Below are 23,145 nucleotides of genomic sequence, written 5' to 3'. Positions count from 1 at the left end.
GGCCTTTTAAGGCCTAATGGTTTCTAAGTTAGTCAAGCGTAATTTCCAATGCAAGGCCTCTAAGCTCATGTACAAGTACGTTAAAGGACTCCGGAATGTTAGCTTTTGGCAAGTTCTCACCTTTTACAATGGATTCGTACGCCTTGGCTCTTCCTATAACATCATCAGACTTAACTGTCAAAATTTCTCTAAGTACATGAGAAGCACCAAATGCTTCCAATGCCCAAACTTCCATCTCTCCAAAACGCTGTCCACCAAACTGAGCTTTACCACCCAAAGGTTGTTGTGTAATTAGTGAGTATGGCCCGATTGACCTGGCGTGCATCTTATCATCTACTAGGTGACCCAGTTTAAGCATATAAGATATACCTACCGTAACAGGTTGGTCAAATTTCTGACCGGTTAGTCCATCATACAAATACGTTCTACCAAAAGAAGGAAGGCCTGCTTTTCCAAGTTCTTCAGCTACTTGTTCGGTAGAAGCACCATCAAATATAGGCGTTGCGTATTTCTTACCTAAGATTCTACCTGCCCATGCTAGAACAGTTTCATAGATTTGACCAATATTCATCCTAGATGGTACACCAAGAGGGTTTAGTACGATGTCCATAGGAGATCCGTCCTCTAGGAAAGGCATGTCTTCATCCCTTACTATCCTAGCAACAATACCCTTGTTACCGTGTCTACCTGCCATCTTATCACCAACTTTCAGCTTTCGCTTCTTGGCAACATAAACTTTGGCCATTTGAACAATACCTGCAGGCAATTCGTCACCTACTTCTAAAGTGAACTTATCTCTTTTGAATACACCGGAAATTTCATTTCTGGTATTGGTATAGTTTTTAACCAATTGTTGAACCAAATAATTGGCGTGCTCATCATCAGTCCAATCATCCAAAATAATGTCTGAAATCAGATTTACTTCCTCAGGTACATTATAGTTACTTTCGTCTCTATATGGATTTTTAGCAGGGAAAAGGTTGTTTTCAATGTTTTGGTAATTGAATTTAACACCTTTACTAATGATCTCATCACCAAATTTATGCTTAACACCTTTAGACACTTTGCCTTCAAGGATAGTAACCAATTTTTGGATCATTCTTGACCTTACGGCTAACAAGTCTTTGGTGTACTGCTGCTTCAGTTTTTCAACATCAGCTTTAGCTTTTGCACGAAGGTCTTTGTCTTTCTTAGGCCTTGAAAACAATTTGGTATTGATAACCACTCCATTTAAGGAAGGAGAAGCTTTCAAAGATGCATCTTTAACATCTCCGGCTTTGTCTCCAAAAATGGCACGAAGTAATTTTTCTTCCGGAGTTGGATCGGTTTCACCTTTTGGTGTAATCTTACCAATAATGATATCTCCTTCTTTAAGTTCTGAACCTACCCTAATGATACCATTTTCATCAAGATTTTTTACAGCATCTTCAGATACGTTTGGTATCTCAGAGGTAAGTTCTTCCTCTCCTCGTTTGGTATCTCTAACTTCAAGTTGGAATTCCTCAATGTGAATAGATGTAAATACATCTTCTCTCACTACCCTTTCGGATATTACAATGGCATCCTCAAAGTTATAACCCTGCCATGGCATATAAGCCACAAGTAAGTTTTTACCAAGCGCAAGTTCACCATCATTGGTAGAATAACCTTCTACCAATACTTGTCCTTTAACCACTTTTTGTCCTTGCAAGACAATTGGGGTAAGGTTAATGGTGGTATCTTGGTTGGTTCTTCTGAATTTAATCAGATCATAGCTTTTGTACTCATCACTGAAGTTAACCAACAATTCATCATCGGATAATTCATACTTTACAGTGATTTTCTCTGCGTCTACATAGTCAATCACACCATCGGCCTCTGCCAAAATTAGTGATCTCGAATCAATGGCTGCTTTTCCCTCTAGACCGGTACCCACAATTGGGGCTTCAGCCTTTAATAAAGGAACCGCTTGACGCTGCATGTTAGATCCCATTAGTGCACGGTTTGCATCATCATGTTCCAAGAATGGAATCAAAGAAGCGGCAACTGACACAATTTGATTAGGTGCTACATCCATATAGGATATTTCCTTTGGTTCTAAAACTGGGAAATCACCTTCAAAACGGGCTTTTACTTTATCGTTAATAAACACACCATTGTCATCAAGTGGTGCATTTGCTTGTGCTATATTATTGTCATCCTCCTCTTCGGCCGTAAGGAATACGACATCTTCGGATTTCATACTTACCCTACCTTCGTTAACTTTTCGGTATGGCGTCTCCAAAAATCCCATGCCATTGACTTTGGCATGCACACAAAGAGAGGAGATCAAACCAATATTTGGTCCCTCAGGCGTTTCAATGGTACAAAGACGTCCGTAGTGTGTATAATGAACATCACGAACCTCAAATCCTGCACGTTCCCTAGATAATCCACCTGGGCCTAAAGCAGAAAGTCTTCTTTTATGTGTCAACTCAGCCAATGGGTTGGTTTGATCCATAAATTGACTTAGCTGGTTGGTACCAAAGAAGGAGTTAATAACTGAAGAAAGGGTTCTGGCGTTGATAAGGTCAACAGGTTTGAAATCTTCATTGTCCCTTACATTCATACGCTCACGGATGGTTCTGGCCATTCTTGCCAAACCTACCCCGAACTGGCTATAAAGTTGTTCTCCAACCGTCCTAACTCTTCTATTACTCAAGTGATCTATATCATCAACTACTGCCTTCGAGTTAATTAAACCAATAAGGTATTTTACGATTGAAATGATATCCTGAGTGGTAAGAACAATCTTCTCAGCATCAATTTCTAATCCTAATTTTTTGTTGATTCTATACCTTCCTACTTCTCCTAAGTCATACCGCTTATCAGAGAAAAACAAACCATGAATTACTTCTCTGGCTGTTGCTTCATCCGGAGCTTCAGTATTCCTAAGCTGCCTATAGATAACCTCTACTGCTTCTTTTTCAGAGTTAGAATTATCTTTTTGAAGGGTATTATATATTATAGAATAGTCAGCGATATTGACATCTTCTCTGTGAAGGATAACACTTTTAGCACCTGACTCTTGGATTAACTCAATGTCCTCATCAGTTAAAATGCTATCTCTTTCCAATAAAACTTCGTTTCTATCAATAGAAACTACCTCACCAGTATCTTCATCTACAAAGTCTTCTACCCAGGTACGAAGCACCCTGGCAGCCAGCTTTCTTCCGATGATCTTTTTTAAATTGGATTTATTGGATTCTACTTCTTCGGAAAGGCCGAATAGATCGAGTATTTGCTTATCAGATCCGTAGCCAATCGCCCTCAAAAGGGTGGTAACAGGAAATTTCTTTTTCCTGTCGATATAAGCATACATCACATTATTGATATCGGTAGCAAATTCTATCCAAGAACCTTTAAAAGGTATAATTCTGGCAGAATATAATTTAGTACCATTTGTATGCTTACTTTGTGCAAAGAATACACCGGGTGAACGGTGCAATTGTGAAACAATTACCCTTTCGGCACCATTGATTACAAAGGAGCCTTTTTCCGTCATATAAGGAAGATTTCCTAGGAATACTTCTTGTTCAATGGTTTCAAAGTCTTCATTGTCCTCATCTGAGCAAAGCAATCTTAATTTTGCTTTTAAGGGGACAGAATAAGTAAGACCACGGTCAATACTTTGTGAGACATTGTATTTTGGAGGATCTACGGTATAGTCGATAAATTCAAGGGTGAAATTTTCCCTGGAGTCACTGATGGGAAAATTTTCTGAAAAAACCTTGAAAAGACCATCCTGCCTTCTTTTCTCTGCAGGAGTATCCAACTGAAAGAAATCTTTAAAAGATTGCAGTTGAATATCTAAGAAATCCGGATAGTCTTTGACTACCTTAATGGATGAGAAACTTTTCCTTCCGGTTTGATTCTGGATAGCCAAGGCAGTATATAGTTTTAGTGAAAATTAATATTGTTATTATTCAATTGTCACTTAAAAAAGTGCAATTGTTTTGATGTCCATAAACAGGAAAAGACCTGACTGTATAGTCAGGTCTAATTCTGCTTAACCAATCCTAAAAGGAGTTGGTTATTCAATTCTATTTAAGCTCAACTTCAGCTCCAGCTTCTTCAAGTTGTTTCTTAAGGGCTTCAGCTTCTTCTTTGCTTACACCTTCTTTAACAGCTTTAGGAGCACTGTCTACTACTTCTTTGGCATCTTTTAGTCCAAGACCTGTCAATTCTTTAACAAGTTTAACTACTGCCAATTTTTGTCCACCTGCAGCTTTCAAGACAACATCAAAAGAAGTTTGCTCTTCTTCAGCAGCACCATCGCCAGCGGCTCCACCAGCAGCTACTACAGTAGCAGCAGCAGCAGCAGGTTCGATACCATATTCATCTTTCAAAATTTCGGCTAACTCATTTACCTCTTTTACAGTTAAGTTAACTAACTGCTCAGCGAATGCTTTAAGATCTGCCATTGTATTAAATATTTAAATTGATTGTTATTTACTAATTTGAATGTATTATTTATGCTTCTTCTTTTTCGGCAAGGGTTTTTACCAGGCCGGCAAGAATATTTTTTCCGCTTTGAAGCGCTGAAACCACATTTGTAGCTGGAGATTGTAGTAGAGAAATAACTTCTCCCAACAATTCCTCTTTGGATTTCAGTTTAGAAAGTGTTTCTAGATGACTTTCTCCTAGAAATTGAGCTCCCTCGATTGAAGCACCTTTGAACAAAGGTTTTTTATCTTTGGTAGCAAGCTTTTTCCTGTAATCTAAAATTACTTTAGCAGGAAGGCTTCCAACTTCTGGTGAGAAAAGGATTCCTGAAAAACCTTTCAATGCATTGTCTGCGAATTCAGAATAATCTGCGTCGAGATTTTCCAAGGCTTTTTGATAAGGGTATTTTTATACACCTTATACTCCAAACCTTTATCGAAGCATAATTTTCTGAAACCATTTACCTGAGCTACACTAAATCCTGATGCATCGGAAATATAAAAATGCGGAGTAGATTTTAGCTTTTCGGTAAGTTCGTCAATTATGCTTTTTTTATTTTCTCTAGTCATAATTTATAAACCTTGAATACTACTCTTATCAATTACGATACCCGAAGACATAGTGCTAGACATATGAATACTTTTAAAATAAGTACCTTTAGCAGCGGTTGGCTTCAATTTGGAAATTGTCTGAATTAATTCTTCAGCATTTTCCTTGATTTTTTCAGCAGAGAAAGAGGCTTTACCTACACTAGCATGGATAATTCCAAACTTGTCTACTTTAAAATCGATTTTACCAGCCTTTACTTCATTTACTGCTTTCCCAACATCCAGGGTTACAGTACCAGACTTAGGGTTAGGCATTAGTCCACGAGGGCCCAATACTCTACCAAGTCTACCTACTTTTGCCATCACATTAGGAGTGGTGATTATGACATCAATATCTGTCCAACCACCCTCAATTTTTGCAATGTACTCATCCAAACCAACAAAATCAGCTCCCGCTTGTTTGGCTTCTTCTTCCTTATCAGGACTACAAAGTACTAATACTTTAACTTCTTTACCAATACCGTGAGGCAAGGCCACTACACCTCTAACCATTTGGTCAGCTTTTCGTGGATCAACACCTAAACGGATGTCTAGGTCTATAGAAGCGTCAAACTTAGTTGTTGTTATGTCCTTAACAATGCTAGAAGCCTCCGCCAAGGAATATTGTTGGCTAGGGTCGTATTTAGAAAGAGCTTCTTTTTTCTTTTTTGTTAACTTAGCCATTTTTTACGTATTATTCCTCCCAAGGAGCTTTTCCTGAAACAGTGATTCCCATACTTCTTGCTGTACCAGCTACCATTCTCATAGCAGATGGAACTTCAAAAGCATTCAAATCGGGCATTTTCACTTCTGCAATTTCTTTAACCTGATCCCAAGATACAGAGCCTACCTTTTTCCTGTTTGGTTCTGAAGAACCACTTTTTAATTTTGCTGCTTCCAAAAGCATTACTGCTGCCGGAGGTGTTTTTACTACAAAATCAAAAGACTTGTCCGAATAAATCGTAACAAGAACGGGAAGAACTTGGCCCATTTTGTCTTGAGTTCTGGCATTAAACTGCTTACAGAACTCCATAATGTTCAGCCCTTTTGAACCAAGAGCCGGACCAACTGGAGGAGATGGGTTAGCCTGGCCACCCTTTACCTGTAGTTTCAGATAACCAGAGATTTCTTTAGCCATTTCCTAATCTAGTTTTTCTACTTGAATAAAGTTTAATTCAACAGGGGTATTACGACCGAATATCTTAACCATAACATTAAGCTTCTTCTTGTCATCAAATACCTCTTCAATCATACCCGAGAATCCACTAAAGGGACCGTCCATTACCTTCACGGTCTCTCCAACTATAAATGGTGTATCCAGTTTTTCTGCAAACTCATCAATCTCTTCAACACGACCTAAAATCCTGTTGATTTCTGACTGACGTAATGGCTCAGGGGTTTTGGAAGCCCCCTTGGTTTGACCCTAAAAACCGATTACTCCCGGTATACTCGTAATGACGTGATTGGCTTCTCCATGACTGAGATCCGCATTGACCAACACATATCCAGGAAAGAAGTTTCTTTCCCTGACACGCTTTTGCCATTGCGCATTTCATATACTTTCTCAGAAGGTATCAAAACTTCAGGAATATAGTCTTCAAGCTTCTGTCGGGCAATTTCATTGTCCAAATAAGTCTTTGCTTTCTTTTCCTGACCTGCTACTACTCTGAGTACGTACCAATTGTGATCTGCCATCCCGTTATTTAATATTCTTAGAATAAATCATAAAACCATGTCATGATATTTTCGAAGGTCAAATCGATGAAACCGATTACCAAAGCGAAAATTAATGAAGCCACTAGCACCAAAACGGCACTATTTTGAAGTGTAGAATACTTAGGCCATGTGACCTTATTCTTCATTTCATCAATGGACTCAATTACAAAATTTTTAACATTCATCCTTGTACAATTAGTTTTTCAAAAGTTTCTTAAGCCTAAAATAGGCCTTTTAAAACTCCTGATTATAACATGGAAAGATTGGGCTTTTACACCTTACTCTTCATGGTTTTATCTTCCTTAGATTGCACGGGCGGAGAGATTCGAACTCCCATCAACGGTTTTGGAGACCGCTATTCTGCCATTGAACTACGCCCGTAAATAATTTGTGCTCCGATTAGGGAACGCAAAATTAGTAAATCTATCCCTAAGAAACAAATGCGATCCCGAAAAATTCAAGATCGCATTTGTAATATGTTCTATGAATAGATTATTAGTCCAAGATTTCAGTAACTTGACCTGCACCCACAGTTCTACCACCTTCTCTGATGGCAAATCTAAGTCCTTTTTCCAAAGCAACAGGGTTGATCAAATTCACCTCAATTGTGATGTTATCACCTGGCATAACCATCTCAACATTTTCAGGAAGAGTGATTTCTCCAGTTACATCAGTTGTTCTTAAGTAAAACTGAGGTCTGTATCTGTTAAAGAAAGGAGTGTGTCTACCACCTTCTTCTTTACTTAACACGTAAACTTCAGCTTTGAAGTGTGCGTGAGGAGTTACAGATCCAGGCTTACAGATGATCATTCCACGTTTGATCTGAGACTTTTCAATACCTCTTAGCAACAAACCAACGTTATCACCAGCTTCACCTCTATCTAGGATCTTACGGAACATCTCTACACCAGTAACGGTAGATTTAAGTCCTTCAGCTCCCATACCAATGATATCTACTGCTTCTCCAGAGTTTACAACTCCTCTTTCAATCCTACCTGTTGCTACTGTACCTCTACCTGTAATAGAGAATACGTCTTCAACCGGCATCAAGAAATCCTTGTCGATAGCTCTTTCAGGAAGTGGAATATAAGAATCCACAGCAGACATAAGTTCCATTACAGTATCTTCCCATTTGGCTTCACCGTTAAGTGCACCAAGAGCAGAACCTGAAATTACAGGAATATTGTCTCCATCAAACTCATAGAATGAAAGAAGTTCTCTTACTTCCATTTCTACCAACTCAAGTAATTCGGGGTCATCCACCAAATCTACTTTGTTCATGAATACTACCAAAGCTGGTACACCTACCTGACGAGCAAGAAGGATGTGCTCTCTAGTTTGTGGCATTGGACCATCAGTGGCCGCAACTACAAGAATTGCACCGTCCATCTGAGCAGCACCAGTTACCATGTTTTTTACGTAGTCAGCGTGACCTGGGCAATCAACGTGGGCATAGTGTCTAGCCTCCGTTTGATATTCTACGTGTGAGGTATTAATTGTGATACCCCTCTCCTTTTCTTCCGGTGCGTTATCGATGGAAGCAAAGTCTCTTAATTCAGAAAGACCCTTTCTGGCCAACACAGTAGTAATGGCAGCAGTCAAAGTAGTCTTACCATGATCGACGTGACCAATCGTACCTATGTTTACGTGTGGTTTGGAACGGTCAAAGGTTGCTTTTGCCATGCGTGAAAATCCTCTGTTTAGTTAAAGATTAAATTTCGTTTAAATTGATAAATGTTCAGAGCCAACGACGGGATTTGAACCCGTGACCTCTTCCTTACCAAGGAAGCACTCTACCCCTGAGCTACGTCGGCTTTTTACATCCAGTTATGCTCCTAAAAGCATAGAGCGGGAGACGAGGCTCGAACCCGCGACCTGCAGCTTGGAAGGCTGCCGCTCTACCAACTGAGCTACTCCCGCTTATAATTATTTGCCAATTTCCTAATTGGCTCCCAAATTCTTTAATTAATTTTTAGAATCCAAAAAATTCCAGCTTTATAACAAAAAAATTGTTCAATACTAGAATATCTTAGTCTCTAATTAACGTTAATTACTCAACTAAAGATTTTGTGGGGGAAACAGGATTCGAACCTGTGAAGACATAAGTCAACGGATTTACAGTCCGTCCCAGTTGGCCGCTTTGGTATTCCCCCAAAACTCTAAATTTGTTACTCCCGAAACCCTCTTTTAAGTTTCTTTGTTGTCGTAACGGATGGCAAAATTATACCCTTTTGTCAAAGATTCAAAATATTATAAAAAAAAATCTTGAGTTTTTTTATAATAAAAAGTATCTCACTAATCATCAGCATTTTAATTCCCTTCTAAATAGGGAGAAAGATAATACTCCTCATACTCACGGACCATTTCATCTGTCTCTCTCTCCTGAATGGACTTCGCTAATTCAAGCACCCCCGCATCATCAATAAATCCAAAAAGGGATTGGTAAGCCGCCAACCTTACGTAATTTAACTTGTGCGTGGAAGCAATCTCCCCTAAACTGGAAACCGCGTCCCCGGTAGTTACTCCCTCCACACTCGCAAAAAAGTCTCCGTAATACCCTAAAAAATAATACAAAGATTCTCCGGTTAAGGCCCCCAACTTCTCATGCATCCAATTTGCCCCTTCTGTTTTTTTCTCTTGTCAAATAATCTGCAAGTGGAGCAATTATTCTTATATTCTCTTCATCTTTTAAACGTTCAAACAACTCCTCTTTATTCGCTGCATTGCCCTCTATATCCAAATAGGCAGTTAAAGCTGCCCCTGAAACCTGATATGAAGGTGCATTGATAAGCCTATAAAACAATTGCTGATACTTGCTGCCCCCTATACCGGCCAATGCTTCCAAGGCTGCTGCTCTCACTGCGTTGTCAGGATCTTCCTCTACCAATTTCAGGACTTTATGCTCCAAATTGTTCTTAATAGCCACAGAAACATCCAATCGATTCATGCGATGTAATGCCAACTCACGCACTACATGGAATGGATCCTCCAAAGCACGCTCTAGGGTGGGTAAATAATCCAATTGTTCGGTATAATTACTCGTCAAACTATCCAAGGCCTCAACCCTTGCCAAACCTGAAGTAGACAAAAGAAATTGCTTCTCTAATTTTTCAAACCCTCTAGATTCAGATCGCAAGCTCAAAAGCTCACTGTATTCATCGAAAATTGCAAGTTGAGTACCTGCTCCATTTTGTAAAGCAAATTCTTGAACAGCCTTATTCAATATATAGGACTTCTCGATTCGCTGTCCTTCTTTGTAAATACTTACCTTAAACGGAAGCTTGAAAAGTGGTGATTGAGAAAAGTCTTGCTCCTGCTCCAATTTTAGTAAAATATTATCAGGGTTTGTTTCATCCCAACTTATTTTTAACTGAGGATGGCCGGAAGAAAGAAACCATTGATTAAAAAACCAATTCAAATCCTGACCTGAGGCTTTTTCTAATGCCAGCCTTAAATCATGTACCTCCACACTACTTAAGGCATTTTGTTTGAGATACGACCGCAACCCATCAAAAAACACCTCATCTCCCAAAAGTTTTCTTAGCATGTGCAAAATCCGGCCTCCTTTGGCATAGGTATGGTTATCAAACATATCCTCGCTGTCTTCATAATAAAACCGGATCAAGTCTAATTGCTTCTCTTCAGACTCAGCTAAGTATTGTTCTATTGCATTAAAATGATGCATATCGGCCTGATCCCTTCCCTCCTTGTATTCAAACCAGAGGTATTCCGAATAATCCGCAAAAGCCTCATTCAATGCCAAATTGGCCCAAGATTCTGTGGTTACATAATTCCCAAACCACTGATGAAAAAGTTCATGTGCGATGATATAATCCCATTCAGTATCCAATGCCTCTCTTTCATTTAAATTTAATGCCTCCATGAAAATTGAAAGTGTCGTGTTTTCCATAGCACCCGACACAAAGTCTCTTACCACCACTTGGTCATATTTTTGCCAAGGAAAGGGCATATCAAGCAATTCGGAGAAAAAGGTTATCATTTCCGGGGTATGGCCAAACACCCCTTTTGCTCCAGCCTCATATTTTGGTTCCACAAAATACCGCAGTCTCACCCCATTTACATTTTCTTCTATAGAGGAAAATTTACCAACCACAATGGCTGACAAATAAGGTGCGTGCGGAATTGCCATCTGCCAATGGTCTGTCCTAGTACCATCAGGATTCTCCTTACTGTCCAGTAACTCACCATTGCTAAGACTTAAGTATCCGTTCGGTACGGTCAAATAAAAATCGTGAGTTTGCCTTTCATTAGGGCTATCAATTGTAGGAAACCACTTCGAACTAAATACCGTTTCTCCCTGAGTCCAAATTTGTACCGGTTTATTTCGGTCCTCGCCATCAGGATTAATAAAATAAAGCCCTTTTGTATCCGTAATTGCCGCAGACCCTTCCTTGTTTCCTTTTTCCGGAAAGGCTGTATAAGTTATGGCTATTTGTAAGGTATCTTCCTTTCTCTTCCTCTCCGGTAATGGCAAGGTTAATTTCTCTTGGTCATAATCAAAACTCAAGGGGTGAATTTTGTCGCCTTGAATTAAACTGACCTTATGTATTTCAAAATCCTTAGCATCCAAAACCAACTCTTCCTGGGGATAAGCATAGGGTTTTAAGATTAAAATTGCATTTCCTTCTACCGTCCGATTCTTATAATCGAAAGCAAGTTCGAGGTTGGTATGCAGTAAGTCAAAATCCCGAGACCGGCTTCCTCTATATTCCCTGAGCCTTAACTCTTGCTCAAAGGCAGCCTCGCTTTCATGAACTTGGCCTCCATCCTTCAATGAATCAGTTGGAATCCTATCCGTAGCCATGGGCTCCGGCTTAATGGTGGAAGCACTCTTGCAAGAAAAAATAAAAGTATCGCAATGATACAATAAGTTGAAGCGCTATAGGTAGACCGCATTTTAAGCATAGGTATTTTATATTCAATTATTAAACAATGTCTATTTCAATTTAGCAGCAATTGGTATTAAATCGATGATAGCCATCTGATTTTCAAAAATAAGTAAACCCCTGAAGCTAAACCAAACAATTCGTTTTATTATCTATCCTTTTTCCCTTATATTTTATGATATTTTATGGCAAACGGTTCTACCCATCAAGTAGTTTTTATTCGTAAATAGGCTTAAGTAGGCCTATAGCCATTTAACCGTAAAAGCCTATTAAAACACAACCGCCTATTTATTCTTTTAACCTGATCAGCATCCTTTACCGTTCAAAATGAAATGCCTACCCTTTAGAATAATCTAGCGCTGCGGTTTTTGGAATAATTCCAAACTATACCTTAACTTGTCAAAGTTTAAGATTGACAATATTCTTATTATCCCTGTTTTAATTACAATAAAGCACTTTTCAAAAATTGGGTAAAGAAAAAATCAGATCGCATGAATGGTAGGCTTTCAAAATTTAATAAATAAAATTCAAAAGTATTCCTCCATTTTTAGCTTTAAGATTTAGTATTCTAAAAACAAGGATTTATATTTGTCGGGCTTATTGAGATCAAGAAATTTTTAATAGTCCTAATCAAGGCCTTTCACTAGTAAAACTGAAAACAATTCGGAAGATGAAATACAAACGAATACTCCTTAAGCTTAGCGGAGAAGCCCTGATGGGAGACAATAGCTATGGCATTGATTCCAAAAGACTTCAAGAATATGCCACTCAAATTAAGAATGTTCATGATCTTGGTGTAGAGATTGCCATTGTCATTGGCGGAGGTAATATCTTTAGAGGTGTACAAGCAGGTAAAGTTGGAATAGATCGGGTTCAAGGAGATTACATGGGTATGTTAGCTACCCTAATTAATGCAATGGCACTTCAAAGTTCTCTTGAACAAAACGGCATGTATACACGCCTCATGTCCGGTATCAAGGTAGAAAGTGTTTGTGAACCTTTTATTAGAAGAAGGGCCATTCGTCATTTAGAAAAAGGTAGAATTGTGATTTTTGGTGCCGGTATTGGTAATCCATACTTCACTACCGACTCCACCGCCAGCCTTCGGGCCATTGAAATTGAAGCTGAGGTTGTACTTAAAGGCACGAGAGTGGATGGGGTATATACAGCAGACCCTGAAAAAACCCTACGGCCACAAGGTATTCTAACATCACGTTTCAGGAGGTTTACGAGAAAAACCTTAATGTAATGGACATGACAGCTTTTACATTATGTCAGGAAAACAATCTTCCAATCATTGTTTTTGATATGAACAAAACGGATAACCTTTTGGACCTAATCAATGGCAAGGAAGTTGGTACGTTGATAACATCTAAATAACTTAACGCATGGAAGAGATTCAGCTTTACTTAGAAGAGGCAAAGTCTTTGATGGACAAAGCAGTCCAACATACAATTGCCGAATTAATAAAAATAAGAGCAGGCAAGGCAATGCCTAATTTCTTAGACGGAATAATGGTAGTCTATTATGGTAACCCTACTCCTATACAGCAAGTAGCTTCTATAACTACCCCTGATGCTAGAACATTGGCAATCAAACCTTGGGAACAAAAATTAATTCCGGAAGTAGAAAAAGCAATCATTAACTCAGACCTAGGTTTAAATCCTCAAAACAATGGCGAAATGGTGTTATTGACCGTTCCACCATTAACCGAGGAACGTAGAAAAAACTTAGTAAAACAGGTTAAAAATGAGTGTGAAAACGGAAAAATAAGTATTCGAAACGTTAGAAAAGACACCAATGACGGCCTTAGAAAGCTTCAAAAAGAAGGTGTAGCTGAAGACGATGTTAAAAGAGCGGAAGATACTGTTCAAAAAATGACTGATCAACATTCAGCTAAAATTGATGAACTATTCACCAAAAAAGAAGCTGAAATAATGACGATATAAGTCAAAATCATCTTTTACAATACCACAAGCCCTGCATTTACAAATGCCAGGGCTTTTTTATTCACCTAAAGTTCTACCTAAGCCTTAACACAAAGAAATAAAAGATTGAAATTCGTATTTTTTAAATGGGCTTCTTGAGCTTCCTTAGGAAGTACTGTAACTACAGGGATATCAAGCCATTTGGCTATTTTAGCCTTATCTTATTATTTATAAATAGAAGAACCAAGCTGTGGCTGATTTTGAAATAATTTGACCACTTAAAAGATTTTCTATTGCAAATTTATGGTTAAACAAAGGGTCCTAATACAATAAGCACTTAGGGTATGCTACCAACGCTATCCCCTTGTATGTGTACATAAAAAATAAAGAACAGACAGCCATGAGCTGACCATTCTTTTCTGTATTAAACCTTATCCTACAAATATAGGTAAATACAGATAGATAAAAAATTCCATATTTATTCTAAGGTACTTTCCCTGCACCTCAATCCGCTTGGGACCTCATACTTTTTTAAATCCTTATGTCCCAATAATTAATATCTTAATTAACCGCTCAGGTTAATTGAAAAAATCGAATCTCAATATTAATAATTAAATACAACTAGTCCTAGACAAAAACATCCTCAATAGATACCATTTTTTCTTCAAATTTCATTTTTTTCTTGATTTTCATTATAACAAAAAAATCATATATTTTTTATATAAACATCAAAATATAAAATGTTTTTTTAACACTTTTATTGATTAACTGAACAAATTTAAGAAGTGAAACAATACGCTAATTATATGTAATAATTCCCTTATTGTTTATTATAAAAATTACCAGCAACTTTAAGTGTTATTTTAACAATAACGCCTAAACAATTATTAACCTAATTCAATAAAGAATGCAAAACTATTTACCCAGAACAAAATTGTTTTTGTTGGGACTCGCCTTGCTTTTGTCAAGCAGCCTAACATTACATGCCCAATCCAGGGAAGTTACCGGGACAGTCATTTCCGGAGAGGATGATTTGCCATTACCGGGTGTTTCGGTATTGGTCAAGGGCACCACAAGAGGTGCAGTCACTGACATCGATGGTAATTATACCATCAACTTACAGGAATCCGATCAAACCATCGTTTTTTCCTTCGTAGGTTTTGTTAGTCAAGAAGTTACGGTTGGCAACCAAAGCACGATCGACATCACATTGAACCCTGACATGCAATCCTTAGGAGAGGTGGTAGTCGTAGGATATGGTGAACAAAAGAAGGAAACCATCACAGGTTCCGTAGCCACGGTAAAAGGTGGAGATTTGGTAAAATCTCCGGCGATGAATTTATCCAATTCCATCGCAGGTAGAATGTCAGGTGTGATCGCTGTTAACAGAAGCGGTGAGCCCGGATATGACGGTGCAGGCATTAGGATTCGTGGTTCCAACACACTTGGAAACAATGATGCCTTGATTGTAATTGATGGTATCCCTGCGAGAGCAGGAGGTATTGACCGATTAAACCCTAATGATATTGAAAACATATCCGTACTAAAGGATGCATCTGCTGCCATATACGGAGCAAGAGCTGCCAACGGTGTGATTTTGGTTACCACTAAAAGAGGGAAAGAAGGAAAACCTGAACTAACTTATCAATTTAATCAAGGTTTCGCCCAACCAACAACCATCCCCAAGCTTGCTGATGCTGCCCAATATGGGGAAATGCTGAATGACCTAAACGTCTATGAGCTACCTACCAATGAGTGGCGTGCTGCAACTGATGCCTATCGATCTACCGGTACCTACATCACTCAGGCAGGTCAAGAGAGAACAGCTCCATTTAGCCCGGAAGCTTTGGCTTTGCACCGGGCAGGTACAGATCCTTGGAATTACCCAAATACCGATTGGTATGGGGAAACCTTAAAAACTTGGTCACCACAGTCTAGACATAATTTACAACTGAATGGTGGTTCTGAAAGTTTAAGGTACATGGCATCAATAGGATACCAAAACCAAGATGCCTATTATAAAAACTCTGCTACCGGGTTCAAACAATACGATATGCGAATCAACCTTGATGCTAAGATCAATGAGTACATTGACCTTCAGCTGGGTGTTTTGGCCCGTCAGGAATACCGTTTTTTCCCTACTAGAGGTGCCGGAGCAATTTTCAGGATGCAAATGAGAGGAAAACCACATGAGCCGGCTTATTGGCCTGACGGTAGACCAGGTCCGGATATTGAAAATGGAGAAAATCCAGTGGTGATCACCACGAATGCAACCGGGTACGACAGAGATACCAGAAATTATTTCCAAACCAATGGTGCTCTAAACATCAAAATACCTGGAGTGGAAGGTTTGAAATTTCAAGGTACTGCTGCCATTGATAACCTAAGCAGGTTACAAAAAAGATGGGAAACCCCATGGACCCTTTACCAAAGAGGTAGTGGATTTGAGGCAGACGGAGTAACACCTATTTTGGTAGCAAGCCAAAGGGGACCAGCCGAGCCTAGATTAAGGCAAGAAAATATCAACCAATTAAATATCTTATTGGGTGGTGTATTTACCTATGAAAGGCAAATTGGTGACCATGGATTCAATGCCTTGGCCGGTGTCAACAAAGAAACCGTAGAAGGCAATGACTTCTTTGCCTACCGAAGGTATTTCATTTCTCCAGCCATTGATCAAATGTTTGCCGGTGGAGATGCAGAAAAAAACAATGGTGGCGGAGCTTTCACCAGAGGAAGATTAAACTACTTCGGAAGGGTTGCATATAACTATCAGGAAAAATATTTGTTCGAATTCCTATGGAGATATGATGGATCCTATATTTTCCCTGAAGCTTCTAGGTTTGGTTTCTTCCCGGGCGTAATGGCCGGTTGGGTGATTTCGGAAGAGAACTTCTGGAAAAACAACATTACCGCCATGGACTTCTTCAAAATCAGAGGGTCTTGGGGACAAATGGGGAATGATCAGATCTATTATGATGACGAACTTCAAGAATATCAATTCCTGGCCACTTATGGTTTCAGTAGCCAAATCTTACAAAACACTGAAGCCAAAACCTTGTATGAAACCAGGGTGCCGAACAACGCCATTACTTGGGAAGTAGCAAACAATTCAAATATTGGTATAGAAGGACAATTGCTTCAAGGAAAAATCTTTTTGAATTTGATTACTTCTATAACAAACGTACCAATATCCTTTGGAGGAAAAATGCTTCTGTTCCTCAATCAAGCGGTTTGGCTTCCTTGCTTCCGGCAGAGAATATCGGAGAAGTGGAAAACAAGGGTTTTGATATCAATATTGGCTACAGGGGACAAACAGGTGACATCTCTTATAGTGTAAGTGCCAATGGAGGTTATGCCAAAAACAAGATTCTATTTTGGGACGAACCCCCGGGAGCACCTTCCTGGCAACTGTCTACAGGCAGCCCCATGAATACACCTGACCCTGTATATTTATACGATGGTGTTTTCCCAAATCAGGCGGCCATTGATGCAGAAACACTGGATTATTCTGACATCACCAATAACTTACGTCCGGGTGACATGAAGTTTAAAGATTATGATGGTGATGGAGCCATTACCCCCTTGATAGGGTAAGACTGGACAGGAACAATATCCCAAGATTTCAGGGAGGTGTTAATCTAAATGCTTCTTTCAGAAATTGGGATTTGGCTATTTTATTCCAAGGTGCTGCGGGAGCTATCGCTCAGGTCAGTCTTGGAGAGTCCGGTAACATCGGTAATTACCTTTTAGAATTTTATGAAAACAGATGGACTGTAGACAACGAAAGTTCAGTTTATCCTAGAATTGCCAACAGAAGTGACCAGTACTATTCCAATGGAAATGATTTCTGGTATAGAAGTTCAGATTACATTCGATTGAAAAACTTCGAGGTAGGCTATACTGTTCCACAGCAATTTGGCGAAAGATTTGGCATTAGCAACTTGAGGTTTTATGCCAATGGGCTAAATCTCCTTACCTGGGATAAATTAAAAGTATATGATCCTGAATCAGACAATGCAACAGGACAATATTATCCACAAGCCAGGGTACTCAATGCTGGTCTATCTGTAACATTCTAAATCCTAAAACATTGAATATGATGAAAAATATAAAATATCTAGGGTTGGCATTGACGATCTCTTTTCTCAATTTTTCTTGCGATGAAGAGTTTTTGAATGCACCACCCCAAGGAGAAGTCTCTGAATCTGCCGTTTGGACAGATCCAGGACTTGCAGAAGCTTTTGTGACTGACTTATACAAAGGTTTGGGACAAGGCGGTTTTAGTGAGCAGGCTTTGGCATCTTTAACGGATGAAGCCATTTTCACTCACCCCGGTAGAAATATTACTACCGTAACAGAAGCCAGATCCAATCCTCAAGAACCGGGATGGATGGATTACACAAGAAACTGGCCTGATCTATACAGTAATTTAAGGGCAACCAATATCGCCATTGATAACTTGACAGATCCTTCTTTCGCAAATGAAGGAGGAATAGCAGACAGATTGCTTGGTGAGGCTACATTCATGAGAGCCTACTTTCACCACCAATTGTTAAGGAATTTTGGAGGGATACCTATTGCAAATAAAACCTTTACTTTAGATGAAGAAACCTATGAACTTCCCAGAAATACTTATGAAGAAGTGGTTGATTTTATCATCGAAGACCTAGATCAAGCAGCTACCTTGTTGGCAGGCAAAGACCTTACCGGTGGAAGAGCAACTGAGCTTGCCGCTTTGGCTTTGAAGTCACGTGTATTGATTTACGCAGCATCTGATTTGCACGATATGCCAACGGCATCTGCAAAATCTTCTGTAATATCAGGTTACCAACATAAGGAATTGATAGGCTACACCAGTGGCAGCCAAGCTGACCGTTATCAACAAGCAGCTGCTGCTGCCAAGGCTGTTTTGGATAAAGCCAGTGGAAACATGCTGGATCTATCTGAACCTCTTTCACAAGAAGAAGCGATCCAGACTTATATAAATAACTCACTTTCAAGAAATGGTGGGGAGAATGAAATGATCTTCGGAAGGTATTTCTTGTCTCAAAAGCCTGAAACCGGTGGCCGTCACGGCTTGCATAACGGTCCCAATGGCTACAATAACTGGGCAGGAAATACGCCTGTACAATTGCTTATCGATGATTATCAAATGATGGATGGTACTGACTTTGATTGGGATGAAGAGGAGCATGCAAGCGCCCCTTACGAAGATCGTGAACCAAGATTCTATGCTACTTTCCTTTATGAGGGGGCTCCATGGAAACCGAGGTCTTCTGCCAATCAGGCCCGAGACCCACTTGGTCAAATTCAAACCGGAACTTATGAGGTAATCAATAGCGAAGGTCAAAAAGTTACTCATTTTGGATTGGATACAAGAAACAGCCCCATTGAGGACTGGAATGGTAGCTATACCGGATATTATATTCGAAAATTCATTGAACCGGATCCAAATTTTGTGGATCAAAACACCTGGCAGGAAATTCCTTGGCCACATTTAAGGTTTACTGAGGCTGTCTTTAATTATGCAGAAGCGAATATTGCCTTGGGTAATGATGAAGAAGCAAGAACCTGGTTAAATAAAATCAGATACAGGGCAGGCTTACCAGCAATTACTGCTTCAGGAGAAGAGCTAATGGAAGCCTTGATCAATGAAAAACGCAAGGAGATGGTTCACGAAGAACAACGCTTCTACGATGCCAGGCGCTGGATGATTGCCCCAGAAACTTTGGGTAGACAGCCCAATGGAATCAATATCGTGGGAACCCTAAAGGAAGGAAAAGACGTGACCATTTACAGTTACAATACTGAAAATTACGACTATTCCTATGAGGTGATCGACATAGACCCGGGTAAGGAAAACCGCCTGTGGCTCGATAAAATGTATTTTATGCCAATTAACTTTGACGAGATGCAACGAAACAGAGAACTTATCCAGAATCCGGGATATGAAGATTAATTAATCTTTATACAAGCATTAAAAAGAGCGATCATTTGGTCGCTCTTTTTTTGTTACTACCGAGCCTTAAATTCCTCAACAGGTAAATGGTATTTTGAAATAAGTAAACAAAGGTGAAAACATCCTTAGCCTGATAAAAGAAAAGTTAAGTTATCTGGCCATCAGCCCAATTCTAAGATAAGCCCAAGGAATACAAGGAGAAACTGTTAAATCTCATTATATTTACCCTTTCATATTTTCCTCTCTATGTCCAATAATTTACTCAATAAAATCCAGTTTATTCTTCCTCTATTGATCTTAATAGGTTGCCAGAAAGAATCCGTCAAAAAGGATGAATTAAAGCAATTTACCCTTCTAAGGCCCGAAGAAACTGGAATAAAGTTTGAAAATTCGCTTACAGAGGGATTGAACACAAACATACTGATGTATGAATATTTTTACAATGGTGGCGGAGTGGCCATTGGAGACCTCAATGGAGATGGCTTGGAAGACCTGTATTTTACAGGAAATATGGTCGAAAATCGCTTGTATCTCAATAAAGGCAATTTTAAATTTGAAGACATCACAGCTCAAGCCGGTGTAGCCACAAGAGCGGCTCCCTGGAAAACAGGAACTTCAATGGCGGATGTGAATGGAGATGGTCTATTGGATATCTATGTTTGCTACTCAGGTAGTCTCCCTCCTGATAAAAGAAAAAACCAACTTTACATCAATCAAGGAAACGACGAAAAAAACATCCCTCAATTTAAGGAGATGGCTGCTCAATACGGAATTGACAGTGAGTCAACCAGTACACAAGCAAGTTTTTTTGATTTTGACAATGATGGTGACTTGGACCTCTTCTTACTTAACCACAACCCAAAATCCATTCCCGTATTGGATGAGGCGAGTACCCGGGTTATTTTAAATAAGTCTGACCCTGCAGGACCACAACTTTTCAGGAATGATGGGGAGACTTTTACTGAAATAACCCAAGAAGCAGGTATTTTGAAAGTTGCCTTATCTTATGGGTTGGGAGCAGGAATAGCAGACATTAACAACGACGGATGGCTAGACATCTACATAAGCAATGACTATACTGCTCCTGATTATCTTTACATGAACAATGGAAATGGGACGTTTACTAACCGCATCAATGAAATGCTTGACCATACCTCCCACTTTTCAATGGGAAATGACATTGCAGACATCAACAATGATGGACATCCGGACATTTTCACCTTAGACATGTTACCTGAAGACAATAAAAGGCAAAAGCTTTTAATGGCTCCAGACAACTACGAAAAATTTGAGTATGGGCTAACAATGGGATTCCACCATCAATACATGCGGAATATGCTCCACCTCAATCATGGCAATGGAAGTTTTAGCGAAACAGGTCAAATGTCCGGTGTATCCAATACCGACTGGAGCTGGGCAGCTTTATTGGCTGACTTTGACAACGATGGGTTTAAAGATTTGTTTATCACCAATGGTTATGCAAGAGATTATACCAATCGGGATTTTTTGAAATACATGGCTGATTACCTTAAAAACAATAAAAATGGCCTCAGGAGAGACAACATATTAGATTTAGTTCACCAAATGCCTTCTACAGACCTGAACAATTACATTTATAAAAACAAAAATGGGTGGATATTTGAGGAGAAAATAAAGGCCTGGGGATTGGAACAGAAGGTCAATTCAAACGGGGCGGCTTATGCAGATTTAGACAATGATGGAGACTTAGACTTGGTGACCAACAATGTAAACCATGCAGCATCGATCTACGAAAACCATTCAGACAGTCTTTCGATCAACAATAATTTCTTAAAAATTAACCTGAAAGGGAGTGCGCGAAACCGGTTTGGCATAGGAGCCAAAATAAAATGTTATACCGGTGCGGAATTGCAACAAATCGAACAAATGCCCACCAGAGGTTATCAATCCAGTGTTTCCCCGGTTTTACATTTGGGGCTTGGAGAACATACAATGATTGATTCATTGGAAGTGTTATGGCCGGGAGGTAAAGTTGAGCGCAAATACAATATCAAGAGTAATCAATCCATTGTATGTTCTCAGATAGAAGCAGTGGACACCATCCATGACCAGAAACAAAAAAGCCCTCTATTAAAGGAGTCCCCATCTCCAATTGCCTACAAACCTTTAAAAAATTCAACCAATGATTTTAAAAGGCAACCGCTTTTGGTCAATCCACTGTCCTTTTCAGGACCGGTCATGACAAAATCAGACGTCAATGGGGACGGACTGGAAGACATTTACATAGGAGGGGAAGCAGGACAAGCTGCGGTTTTATGGGTACAAAATAAAGCCGGTGCGTTTACTAAAAAGAATACACCGGATTTTGAAAAGGACAAAGACTATCAAGACACAGATGTAGCATGGGCAGACTTTAATGGAGACGGCTCACTTGATCTCTATGTAGCGAGTGGCGGTTATGGTGAATTCCTGCCCAAAGACGAAAGATTACAAGACAGGATTTACTTCAATGACGGCATGGGAAACTTAACCCGAGCCACCCATTCTTTGCCTGAAATGCTTATTAGTACGGGGGCTATAGCCATTCATGATGTCAACAAGGATGGTTTCCCTGATATTTTTGTTGGTGCCCGTGTGATACCCGGAAGGTATCCTGAAATCCCCGGAAGCCTTTTACTTATCAATGATGGACAGGGCAAATTTCAGGACATGAGCACAAAATGGGCGCCTGAACTCAAAAAACTGGGGCTAATTACCGATGCAGAATGGGCCGACCTAGACTTGGATGGTCAGGCTGAACTAATCGTCATTGGAGAATGGCTACCAATTACTATTTTCAGAACTGAAGGCCAAAAATTTAAAAATGTAAGTCAGGAATTTTTTGCTGAAAACTTTAGTGGCTGGTGGAACACTCTTCATATTTCCGATCTAAATGCTGATGGAAGACCGGATTTAGTTGTTGGCAATAATGGATTAAACAGCCAGGTAAAAGTTAGCCCAGACCAACCAGCAGAATTGCATTTCAAAGACTTTGACAACAATGGGGCGGTGGACCCAATTTTAAGTTTTTATATTCAAGGGAAAAGTCATCCCTACCTTACTCGTGATGAGCTTTTGCATCAAATCTCGAGCATGCGAACAAGGTTTACTGACTATGAAACTTTTGCTGAAGCAGGATTGGAGAATATGTTTTCTAAAGAAGATATCGCCAGTGCCGGCCATTTAATAGCCAACCACTTGGAGACAAGCCTATTCATCAACGATAAAAAGGGAATGAAACAAATCACTTTACCGCTTGAAGCTCAAATATCACCTGTATTTGCCATAGAAAGTTTGGACATCAATCTTGATGGCCATCCAGATTTAATCTTAACAGGGAACATTAACAATGCCAGACTTCGTTTTGGTAAATATGATGCCAATCACGGCGTTGTTTTATTGGGAGATGGCCAGGGTAATTTTATTTACCTACCTCAAATAAAATCAGGTTTAAATGTGAAAGGAGATGTGAGAAGTATTTTGCAAATTGGGAACCAACTTTTATTTGGCATCAATCAAGACACTTTGAAAACATACAAGCTGGCAAAAGGTACAAATTAATA

At 39.4% G+C, this 23,145-nt stretch carries 11 protein-coding genes, 4 tRNA genes and 4 pseudogenes; 5 read left to right on the top strand and 14 right to left on the bottom strand.

Translation table 11 applies throughout. The features are described from left to right. Positions 1–28: 28 nt before the first annotated feature. The 14 genes and pseudogenes from rpoB to WG932_RS25810 form a co-directional block, all read right to left on the bottom strand. Positions 29–3,904: a DNA-directed RNA polymerase subunit beta gene (gene rpoB, locus WG932_RS25875; RefSeq protein ID WP_014020614.1), complete on the bottom strand. Its 3,876-nt coding sequence runs from the start codon at positions 3,902–3,904 to the stop codon at positions 29–31. Between the two features lie 157 nt (positions 3,905–4,061). Then, positions 4,062–4,442, bottom strand: a complete 381-nt coding sequence (gene rplL, locus WG932_RS25870; RefSeq protein WP_014020613.1) for a 50S ribosomal protein L7/L12 — start codon at positions 4,440–4,442, stop codon at positions 4,062–4,064. A 49-nt stretch (positions 4,443–4,491) separates the two neighbouring features. After that, positions 4,492–5,033: pseudogene (gene rplJ / locus WG932_RS25865) on the bottom strand (50S ribosomal protein L10). A gap of 3 nt (positions 5,034–5,036) precedes the next feature. Beyond that, positions 5,037–5,735 carry a 50S ribosomal protein L1 gene (gene rplA / locus WG932_RS25860; RefSeq protein ID WP_014020611.1) on the bottom strand — a complete coding sequence of 233 codons (699 nt, stop codon included), beginning with the start codon at positions 5,733–5,735 and terminating at the stop codon, positions 5,037–5,039. A 10-nt stretch (positions 5,736–5,745) separates the two neighbouring features. After that, on the bottom strand, positions 5,746–6,189 hold the full coding sequence (gene rplK, locus WG932_RS25855) for a 50S ribosomal protein L11 (protein WP_014020610.1): 444 nt from the start codon (positions 6,187–6,189) through the stop codon (positions 5,746–5,748). A gap of 3 nt (positions 6,190–6,192) precedes the next feature. Then, positions 6,193–6,746 (bottom strand): annotated as a pseudogene (gene nusG, locus WG932_RS25850) (transcription termination/antitermination protein NusG). 17 nt (positions 6,747–6,763) lie between these two features. Then, positions 6,764–6,952, bottom strand: coding sequence for a preprotein translocase subunit SecE (gene secE / locus WG932_RS25845; protein WP_014020608.1), 189 nt, complete (start codon positions 6,950–6,952; stop codon positions 6,764–6,766). 125 nt (positions 6,953–7,077) lie between these two features. Beyond that, positions 7,078–7,148 (bottom strand) — tRNA-Trp (locus WG932_RS25840). A gap of 114 nt (positions 7,149–7,262) precedes the next feature. After that, positions 7,263–8,450 (bottom strand): elongation factor Tu, encoded by a 1,188-nt coding sequence (tuf, locus tag WG932_RS25835; protein ID WP_014020607.1) that lies wholly within the window; start codon positions 8,448–8,450, stop codon positions 7,263–7,265. A gap of 59 nt (positions 8,451–8,509) precedes the next feature. After that, a tRNA-Thr gene (locus WG932_RS25830) sits at positions 8,510–8,581 on the bottom strand. 33 nt (positions 8,582–8,614) lie between these two features. Then, positions 8,615–8,687: transfer RNA gene (locus WG932_RS25825), tRNA-Gly, on the bottom strand. A gap of 150 nt (positions 8,688–8,837) precedes the next feature. Next, positions 8,838–8,920 (bottom strand) — tRNA-Tyr (locus WG932_RS25820). A 157-nt stretch (positions 8,921–9,077) separates the two neighbouring features. Continuing rightward, entirely contained in the window at positions 9,078–9,377 is a 300-nt protein-coding gene (locus WG932_RS25815; protein WP_483085879.1) for a hypothetical protein, read from the bottom strand. Continuing rightward, positions 9,370–11,592, bottom strand: coding sequence for a M1 family aminopeptidase (locus WG932_RS25810; RefSeq protein WP_483085878.1), 2,223 nt, complete (start codon positions 11,590–11,592; stop codon positions 9,370–9,372). The genes WG932_RS25815 and WG932_RS25810 overlap by 8 nt, the downstream gene beginning before the upstream one ends. A 752-nt stretch (positions 11,593–12,344) precedes the next feature. Between WG932_RS25810 and pyrH the strand changes: the two are divergent. The 5 genes and pseudogenes from pyrH (at position 12,345) to WG932_RS25785 (ending at position 23,143) form a co-directional block, all read left to right on the top strand. Continuing rightward, a pseudogene (gene pyrH / locus WG932_RS25805) lies at positions 12,345–13,054 on the top strand (UMP kinase). An 8-nt stretch (positions 13,055–13,062) separates the two neighbouring features. Next, positions 13,063–13,623 (top strand): ribosome recycling factor, encoded by a 561-nt coding sequence (gene frr, locus WG932_RS25800; protein ID WP_014020604.1) that lies wholly within the window; start codon positions 13,063–13,065, stop codon positions 13,621–13,623. An 886-nt stretch (positions 13,624–14,509) separates the two neighbouring features. Beyond that, positions 14,510–17,684: pseudogene (locus tag WG932_RS25795) on the top strand (SusC/RagA family TonB-linked outer membrane protein). 20 nt (positions 17,685–17,704) lie between these two features. Then, positions 17,705–19,564, top strand: coding sequence for a RagB/SusD family nutrient uptake outer membrane protein (locus WG932_RS25790; RefSeq protein WP_014020602.1), 1,860 nt, complete (start codon positions 17,705–17,707; stop codon positions 19,562–19,564). Positions 19,565–19,810: 246 nt separating this feature from the next. Further along, positions 19,811–23,143, top strand: a complete 3,333-nt coding sequence (locus WG932_RS25785; RefSeq protein ID WP_483085877.1) for a VCBS repeat-containing protein — start codon at positions 19,811–19,813, stop codon at positions 23,141–23,143. The last annotated feature ends 2 nt before the right edge of the window (positions 23,144–23,145 follow it).

This window comes from Cyclobacterium sp. SOCE241, assembly GCF_056867545.1.
This window is presented reverse-complemented; position numbering and strand designations above follow the sequence as displayed.